Source organism: Streptosporangium minutum, from assembly GCF_002149035.1.
Lineage (GTDB): Bacteria > Actinomycetota > Actinomycetes > Streptosporangiales > Streptosporangiaceae > Streptosporangium > Streptosporangium minutum.
Window position 1 is genome coordinate 1 of record NZ_NGFP01000339.1, and the last position, 8,384, is coordinate 8,384.

The window sequence follows — 8,384 nt, forward strand, 5'->3', positions numbered from 1 at the left end:
CGTCTGGCCCCACAGAAATGGTGCGGCTACCACGCTGACGCCGGGCTTGTACGCGACGGTCACCGATCCGGAGAGCCGCTCGTCCACGCTGAGCGTCGAGGTGGAACACGACCCGGCCGCCACCGGCCAAGGCAGCGGCCTGATCTGGTCCGGCACATCCCAGAACACCTTCACCAGTGGTTCCGAGGGCAACGTGTCTGTCCCGGCGGGCAAATTGTCCGACGGCTGGAAACTCCGCTGGCGCGCCCGCGCGACCGCCGGCGGAATCAACGGCGCCTGGTCACCCTGGTCCACCTTCACGATCAAGACCGCCGGTGGCGGCCAGCCCATTCCCAGCGGCAAGCAGACGACCCAGTCCACCGGTGCGGCCGCGTCCGGTGTCGATCTGGAGCACATCACGACCGAGATCTGCCGGAAGGAGGGCTGGACGGCTGGTTCCCCCCGCAAACCCGTTCTCCACAATCAATATCGGCCCTTCACATGGTGCTTCACCTGGACCTACGGGGTCACCCTCTACCGCACGGTCATCGACAATGGCGTGAAGAAGAAGATCCCTATGGGATTCACGCAGTTCACCGCCACCACGGTGATTCTCACTCGTATCGGGAACTACCTGGCCCAAGCCGTGGATGACCTCAGCAGGCACAGCCGCGACATCGACGTCTGGTACAAGATCGAGCCCGAGGGCGTCAGCATCAACGACAACGACATCATGCTGAATGCCAACATCACGACGGCGGGCGACCCCGGTCCTGGCGTCTGTGCCGTCGACGGGCCCTCTTCCAGAAAGGCGTCGCGCGCGGACTGGAAGTCGAACCCCTACGCACACTTCAAAATCGAGTCCAAGACCGGCGCCAGCCCCCTGCCCAACCGGATCGGCACCTGCAAGATAGCCCCGTACATCGAAGTTGGCGGATATCTCAACGGCAAGCTCCTGAAGGATGAGGACGTCAAGAACTTCCACGAGGAGCCAGCGGTGACGTGCGACACCTCGCCCAAGTACCGGGACAATTACGGGGGCTGCATCCTGGCCAAGGGGAACAGGTTCCTCACCTACTACGAAAAGAGCGTGAACCACGGGGAGGTCGCTCGTCACATCAAAAGCGCCTTCGCCAACACCAGCAAGGTGATCCCAGGAGACTACCTGGAGTACATCGTCAGAGGTGCTGTGGGCCGCGGCACTGCGCTGCACAGGATCTGGGAGGAAGAAAACGACCCTCGCTACAGGGAAAACGTCAATGCGAAGAACAGGGCGTGCGCGCTGCTCACGAGGTCCGTTGGGGAGCAATGCGATGAGTATCCCTTCGCCAGCGTCAAGGAAGGAGCCGGAAGAAACGACGCCGGGACATTCACGGCGAATATCAGCTACAAGTACCTGTCGCAGCCGCACAACGGCAGAGCGGGCACGGCTCTGAGATGGTTCTACCAGCGATACAGGCTTCTGGAGGAAGACCCTTTCTGGATTCTTATCTCCCCAGGTGGGGAGCCTACGTCATAGGCTGACACCGTTTTTCCAGGACGGACGTCGCCGGCTTCATCGGTTGCATGGAGCCGGCGACGCGAGCCTCAGTTCTGCGGCGGGCCCATGAAGTGGGCGAACTCGGCATCGCTCATGGCCGGTACCGGGCTGGCGACGGTGAATCCCACACCCGGCGAATCCGGCCTTTCGACATCCGCCGGAAAGGTGGCGCCCGCGATTCGTTCCATCAGAGTGGCGCAGGCGTACTTGTGCCGGGAAATGGTGCGCCGACCCGGCTTCAAACTCCTGCCGGACTGCTGTGTCGCGACCGTAAGAGGGCTGAAGTGCAGGTCGTGCAGGTAGGTGTCGACCGCCCCGGTATTCCAGCCGCAGCGGACGGACGGGTCGGTTCTGTCGAAGTCATAAGGGTCGAACCCGACTTCCAGTCTCCCGTTCGCGGCGTAGGCGAAGTAGGCCAGCGATGCGCCCGCCGCGTGCCACGGGTCCATCCTGGAGTAGGTCTTCCTCCACGGGGAGAGCGAGATTCCCCACACCAGGCAGACGGCCAGGTGGCCATGGCGTGACAGGGCGCTCATGACCTCTTGGCGAGCACATTCGTCGCCATAGTAGGGGTGCGTGATCAGGGTCCCGTCGCCCCAGCGGATGATGGTGGCGGTGCTCGAGTCGTGAGCCTCCGGGGAACGGTAGTCCACCGCCAGAGGGGCTGCGCCGATCAGCGACGCGACAGCCCCGATGTCGTCGTGGGTGGTGAACGTGGTGCAGAAATGCTCAATCACGGAAAAATCCACTGTCACGCGCTTCACTCCCTGGACCGTATCGTCGTGCTTCATCATGCCAGCTACCGCAGGTCCGAAAATTGGGGTACATGACCTGGATGCTGGCTCTATAAAATCTCGGCGTTGGGACGTGGCCTCCCTATCTGATTGCTATTCCGCTGCTCAGGAAGCCGCCGTTTGCCCACGCTGGGACTCTCACGCCAGGACTCCGTCGCCACGTGCGTCCCGAGTACCGCCTTGATCCGTGTCGCCTCGGGGTCGGTGTCATGGGATTCGGGCGTGCTGCCGTGGAGCGTCCAGCCATGCTTGACCGCGAAATGGCTGATCACGGCTCTGAGCTCCTCGATGCGCTCGGCGGCGTCCGGCCCGTAGATGCTGATGGTGGACGGATTCGGTGGCCTCGAAGATGGTGCGGCGCCGTTCGGCGGCGCTGCGGGCGGCGGCGTGGATGCGGCCGCGCAGCCGGATCGCCTTGGCCGGATCGCTGATGCCGTCCAGGCCGTCGATGGTGAGATAGCAGGCGTCCGAGCCGGTGAGGGCGGGATCGCTCGACGTGGGCGGTCAGCATGTCCAGCATGCTGATCGGCTGCCAGGTCGGTTCCTCCTGCGGTGTTGCCATGATGCGCGCCCTTCGCGTTGTTCTGTCGGGGCTCGGGTCAGCGTAACGACGCCATGCCCGCGCACGCAGGACAACGGCCTCGGCGGTTAGGTGCCGCCACCCGCTGTATCTTCAGCGTTGGCCTGGTCCGGTTTGGGGGTGAACAGCTCCAACTGCTGGCTGGCGGGTTCGGTGTGGGTGAGTTTCAGGCAGCGGCGGCAGGTCACCGGGCCGCGGTCCGGATGCGCTGCGGCGGGATCCCAGCCGCTGACGCCGACCATGCAGGCCGGGCCAGGCATGCGCTCATCGGCGAACCAGCGGGTCATCGCGACTTCGTGCACGATGCCCGAGGAGCGGACCCGCAGGTTCGAGCCATCGGCGTAGGCGGCCCGCGCCGCGGCGGCGATCGTGGCCAGCGCCTCGCGCAGGCTCGGTGTCGAGCCGGACTCGGCCATCAGGCACCGCCGCCGAGGATGGAGGCCATCCGGTAGGCGGCGTGGGAGTCGAGTTTGCGGCGGCCGCGGTTGTAGCGCTGGGTGGTGACCGGGGAGGCATGGCCGAGGAGCTCCTGGACGTCGGCCAGCGGCACGCCGGCGTCGAGGGCGGCGGTGGCGGCGGTGGCCCGCGCGGTGTGCGGGGTGAGCCTGGTGTGGTCGACGCCGACGGCGGTAGCGGCCCGGCGCAGCGCGGTGGTCATCCGCCAGCGGTCGAACGGCCGCCCGTCCTCCCGGACGAACAACGGCTCACCGGGGGAGCGGTCATCCAGGAGCGGCTGCAGCAGGGCGCACACCCGGGGCGGCACCGGCATGCGGTCGGTCTTGCCGCCCTTGCGGCGAAACAGGATCACCGTGTGCCCAGCGTCGGCGGCCACCGAGCCCACGGTGAGGGCGACCAGCTCGCCGACACGGACCGCGCACACGCTGAGCAGCGCCACCGCCGCGGCGTCGGCCGGGTAGGCGACGGCGATGGTTTCGGCGCCGTCGACCAGGGCGGTGGCCTCCTCCACGGTGCGGGCCGGGGTGGTGCCCACGGTGGAGACCTCCGGCCGCTCCACCGGGTCGGCCGGGTTGATCGCGATGAGACGGCGGCGCAGCGCGTAGCCGTACAGCGACGACAGGCTCGACAACCTGCGGGCCACCGTGGAGGCCGCGAGCGGGGTCCCCGGCCGGGCCAGGCCGGCGCGCGCGGTGCCGGTGGCGATGGTGTCGCGGTAGTGCGTCAGGTGATCCTCAGTCACGGCCAGCAGCCCCACGTCCGGGGCCTCCATCTGGAGCCAGCGGACGAATGCCGCGACGTCGGCGAGGCGAGCGCGGCGGGTGGTGATGGCCTTGGCGGCCTTCAGCCAGGCGGCCACCGCCGACCATTCCGCGTGGGGGAGCGCGTCCACGGCGTCGACGTCGGCGCCCGGCACCTCGCCGCCGTCGCCTTTACGGCAGCGCGGCCGCAGGCCGGCGATGTCGCCCACGGTGGCCACCATCGGCACCGGCAGCGCGAGCGCGCCGCCGGACGAGGAGACGGTCGAGACGGGGGCAGCCGCGGGCCGGATGACGGCGGTGGGGAGGAGCTCGGTCACGCCGGTAATGATCTCACGCCGATCTCACATAATGAGCATTGTGTGAGATCGAAACCGGCCTGGACGACATCCGCCGACACAAGCCGTCTTCCAGGATGAGGACCAGCGGGGCAGCCGTCGGCGGTGAAAAGATCTTGTTTCTCGTTGTGGCGGTGGGATGGTCGAATCCGAAGGGAGCAGGCGATCAGGATCGGCTGACGAGCGGGCCGACCATGGAGTGCCGCCCCGTCGCCCTGCACGACCTTTCGCGACCCGCGACGGAGCGGCTTGCCGCCAACGGCTGTTCCGCTGGCCCTCAATCCCGGGACCGGGTTGACACGGCGGCCGGGCGGCATGCGGGCGTACGGAAGAGGGAGGCGCGGGCGTCATGGTCACGGTGGCCGACGGGGGAGCGGCGGCCAGGGGAGCGGCGGGTCATTCCTCGTCGGCGGGCAGGGCGAAGAGCCGGATGTACAGGGGCCGCGCGTCCGGTGGCGCGTCCTCGACCCGGTGGTTGTATTTCATCAGCAGCGCGACGTAGGCCTCGAAGAACTCCTCGAACTCCTCCTTGGTCATCCGGCTCATGCCGCGCGAGCTCTTGGCCCAGTCGGGATCGCGCTGGTAGGCCGCGGGAAAGCGTTCGAACAGCTCGCGGTCCTCCTCCATGCCGGCCCGGTGGAACGCGGCGAGCGCGGGACGGTCCTCGGGGGCCAGCCGGCCGGGTGCCGGCAGCCTCATGTCCCGGGGGCCCTCGGCCCTGCGCCACCAGCGCTCCCTGCCGGTCGAGCGCTCGGGGATCTCCTCGATGAAGCCGTATTTCTCGAGCAGGCGCAGGTGGTAGCTCGTCGTGCCCGTCTTGGCTCCGAGCACCTCGCCGAGCGTGGTCGAGGTCGCGGGGCCGTGCACCTTGAGGTGGCGCAGCATGAGCCGCCGCATGGGATGTGTCAGGGCCTTGAGTCTCGCCGGGTCGTCGAGCAGGAACGGCTCGTCATCCTTCATGATGAGCAGTCTAGTTCTACAGAACGATTTCTGCAGACAAACGTTTGCCGAAAAACTTCTGCAGATTATATTCGGCACATGCGACGCCCCCTCCTGGCCATGGTTGCGGCTCTCTGCCTGCTGGCTCCGCCCGTCCTGCCCGCCGCCGCGACGGCGGCCGCCCCGCCCGCCGTACCCCCCGGCCTGACCGCGACCGAGGTGAGCTTCCGCGGCGGCGGAGGCCTCCTCATGCACGGCACGGTCCTCACTTCCGCCTCCGCCCCGGCGAGGTCCCCGCGTCCGGGCATCGTCCTGGTGCACGGCTCGGGCACGGGCACACCTCGCGCGAAGCTGATGAGCGAGGCCGTCGGGTTCGCCCGCGAAGGACTGTCCGTGCTGGTCTACGACAAGCGATCCGAGGGCTACTCGCTCTTCCAGCGGTCCTTCTCACAGCTCGCCGATGACGCGCTGGGCGCCGTGGCCGCGCTCCGCACCCAGCCGGGGGTCGACCCGGCGAAGGTCGGCGTATGGGGGTTCAGCGAGGGCGGCTGGGTGGCTCCGATCGCGGCGTCCCGCTCGGAGGACATCGCCTTCGTCGTGCTCGTGGGCGCCAACGGGCTGCCGCCGCTGCGGCAGCAGACCTGGGCCGTGACGGCGGGGCTGCGCAAGGCGGGGGTGACGGGCTCGCTGGTCGAGCGGGCCGAACCCAACCTGTACCGGACGATCGCCGACGGCGGCATGTTCCCCGAGCCCTACTACGACCCCGAGCCGACCCTGGCCGCGGTACGCCAGCCGGTACTCGCCATCTGGGGCACCCACGACCTGCTGACCCCGCCGCAGGAGAGCCCGCCGGTGGTCGCCAGGGCGCTGGAGAAGGGCGGCAACCGGCACTACACGTTCCGCTTCTTCCCCGGCGCCGACCACGCCGCCCACCAGAGCCCCGACGGCGGCGTCACCCGGCTGCCCGAGCTCGCCCCCGGCTACGCCGATCTGGTCGGTTCCTGGGCCGGCGACGTCACGGCGGGCAGGCCGCCCGCGACGCGGATATCGGGCCCCGCCCCCACGCAGGCCTCGCCGACCGTGCCGGTGAATCCCCCCGCCTGGTGGGAGTCGGCGTCGATGCAGCTCGCGGCGCTGGTGCTGCTGGTGGTCGCGTTCGCCGCCTATCCGGTGGTCGCGCTGGTCCGGCGCCTGCGCCGCCGCCCGCCGGTCCCGGTGACCGGGGCGGCGCGGCTGCTCAGCGCCGGAGGGCTCACGGCGGTGCTCGGCTCGTTCTCCTACCTGTTCTACCTGCTGATGACCGGCGGAAAGCTGGCCGAGCCCGGTCCCGTGGTGGCGGGACGGCCGTTGATCTGGCTGGCGCTGCAGGGCCTCGCGGTGGCCTCCGTCGCCGCCACGGTCCTGACCGCCCTGGCCTGCCGTCGCGCCCGGGGCTCCGCCCCGCGAGCGGAGAGAGTACGGCTCGGCCTCCTGCTCGCCGGCGGGGTGGTGTTCGTTCCCTGGGCCCTCTACTGGGGCCTGCTGCTCCCGTGACGGCGGCGGCGTCCCGGAGGCGCCGCCGGGCGGGGGAAGCCCGGGCGCGGAGCCGGGCCGGAGCTGGGCCGGAGCCGGATGGGGTCAGCGGGGGACGGCATCCGGCCGGTCGTGGTGGCGCAGGGACGCCAGCAGCCGTGACAGCGCCGCCGTCGTGTCCGTGAGGCCGGCGGGATCCGCCGAGCGTGCGAGCCACAGGGCCGCCTCGTTCATGGCGCCGGACAGGAGGCGGGCCAGCGGCGCGACGGGCTGCCGGACGATGATCCCGGTCTCCACCAGCGTCGTGAGCGCCTCGGTGAGATGCCTGGCCGACGAGGCCTCGTCCATCGCCCGCCATTCCTCCCAGCCCAGCACGGCGGGGCCGTCGATGAGCATGATCTGCTGCACCTCGGGATCGGAGCTCGCGGCGAGGAACGCGTGGCAGCCGGCGATCAGCTGCTCCCATGGATCCTCCCGCGCCTCGGCGGCGGCGGTCACCCTGTCGGCGACCTCCTGCTGCACCTGCTCGACCACGGTGCGGAAGAGGTCGGCCTTGCTGTCGAAGTGGTGGTAGAGCGCCCCCTTCGTCATCTCGGCGTTTTCGACGATCTCGGCGAGGCTCACCGCGCCGTAACCGCGGCGCGCGAACAGCCGCCTGCCCTCCGCCACCAGTGCGCGCCTGGTCTCCAGCCGCTGCTGCGCCTTGCTCCGCGGTGCCCGGTTCACCCTCGCGCCTCCGTCGTCGGACGATTGACATACCGATGGTACGCATCTAGGTTAGCCGAACATACCGACGGTATGTGTTTTTCGGATCGGAGTTCCCTTATGAGTTTGACCAGCTTCTACCCGGTCGTCTGCACACGGCTGATCGCCGAGACGCGCGATTTCTACACCGGCCTGTTCGGCTTCGAGACGACCTTCGAGTCGGACTGGTACGTGAGCCTCAGGCGACCGGAACCGCCCCACTACGAGCTGGCGCTCCTCGACCACACCCACGAGACGGTCCCCGAGGGCTACCGCTCACCCGTCCAGGGGCTGATCCTCAACTTCGAGGTGGCCGACGTCGACGCCGAGTACGACCGGCTCGTGCGCCGGGCCGGCCTGGAGCCGAGGCTTTCCCTGCGGAGCGAGGACTTCGGCCAGCGGCACTTCATCGTCGCCGACCCGAACGGCGTCCTCGTCGACGTCATCACGCCGACGGCGCCGACGGCGGCCTTCGCCGACCAGTACACGGCCCCGCCCCTCGGCGACGGACGCCCCTGAGCGGCTGATCTCGCGGGCCGCCTCCGCCGTGGCGGCGGCGGGATCCCGCCGCCGCCCACCACCCCCCGGGACTCGCGTATGACCGACGAGCAGCAGGCGACGGCCACGGCCTGGGACCGGCCCGACCATCGAGGAGTTCCGGGCGAACGCCAGGGAGGTGGGCGGGCCGTTCGAGGGCTCCGCCGGGAACTCGCCACGGTCCGGAGGCCGACGCGTTCCTTCACG

8 protein-coding genes are annotated in these 8,384 nt (G+C 69.4%); 3 read left to right on the top strand and 5 right to left on the bottom strand.

The window, feature by feature from the left end; all coding sequences use genetic code 11:
• On the top strand, window positions 1-1,498 hold a 1,498-nt coding region (locus tag CA984_RS40500; RefSeq protein WP_207621224.1), incomplete at its 5' end, for a NucA/NucB deoxyribonuclease domain-containing protein.
• A gap of 68 nt (window positions 1,499-1,566) precedes the next feature.
• Here CA984_RS40500 and CA984_RS40505 read toward each other — a convergent pair.
• The 4 genes from CA984_RS40505 to CA984_RS48460 all read right to left on the bottom strand — a co-directional run bounded on the left by CA984_RS40505 (window position 1,567) and on the right by CA984_RS48460 (window position 5,405).
• On the bottom strand, window positions 1,567-2,313 hold the full coding sequence (locus tag CA984_RS40505; RefSeq protein ID WP_086578652.1) for a hypothetical protein: 747 nt from the start codon (window positions 2,311-2,313) through the stop codon (window positions 1,567-1,569).
• Between the two features lie 648 nt (window positions 2,314-2,961).
• Window positions 2,962-3,309: a hypothetical protein gene (locus CA984_RS40510; protein ID WP_086578653.1), complete on the bottom strand. Its 348-nt coding sequence runs from the start codon at window positions 3,307-3,309 to the stop codon at window positions 2,962-2,964.
• Window positions 3,309-4,427: a tyrosine-type recombinase/integrase gene (locus CA984_RS40515; RefSeq protein WP_086578654.1), complete on the bottom strand. Its 1,119-nt coding sequence runs from the start codon at window positions 4,425-4,427 to the stop codon at window positions 3,309-3,311. The genes CA984_RS40510 and CA984_RS40515 overlap by 1 nt, the downstream gene beginning before the upstream one ends.
• Window positions 4,428-4,841: 414 nt before the next feature.
• Window positions 4,842-5,405: an ArsR/SmtB family transcription factor gene (locus tag CA984_RS48460; protein ID WP_086578655.1), complete on the bottom strand. Its 564-nt coding sequence runs from the start codon at window positions 5,403-5,405 to the stop codon at window positions 4,842-4,844.
• Window positions 5,406-5,483: 78 nt separating this feature from the next.
• Between CA984_RS48460 and CA984_RS40525 the strand changes: the two genes are divergently transcribed.
• Entirely contained in the window at window positions 5,484-6,917 is a 1,434-nt protein-coding gene (locus CA984_RS40525) for an alpha/beta hydrolase family protein (RefSeq protein ID WP_207621225.1), read from the top strand.
• A gap of 84 nt (window positions 6,918-7,001) precedes the next feature.
• On the opposite strand, the gene CA984_RS40530 is transcribed toward CA984_RS40525, so the two are convergent.
• Window positions 7,002-7,622 carry a TetR/AcrR family transcriptional regulator gene (locus tag CA984_RS40530; RefSeq protein WP_086578656.1) on the bottom strand — a complete coding sequence of 207 codons (621 nt, stop codon included), beginning with the start codon at window positions 7,620-7,622 and terminating at the stop codon, window positions 7,002-7,004.
• A gap of 99 nt (window positions 7,623-7,721) precedes the next feature.
• Here CA984_RS40530 and CA984_RS40535 point away from each other — a divergent pair, with 99 nt between their 5' ends.
• Entirely contained in the window at window positions 7,722-8,159 is a 438-nt protein-coding gene (locus CA984_RS40535) for a VOC family protein (RefSeq protein ID WP_086578657.1), read from the top strand.
• Window positions 8,160-8,384: the final 225 nt, after the last annotated feature.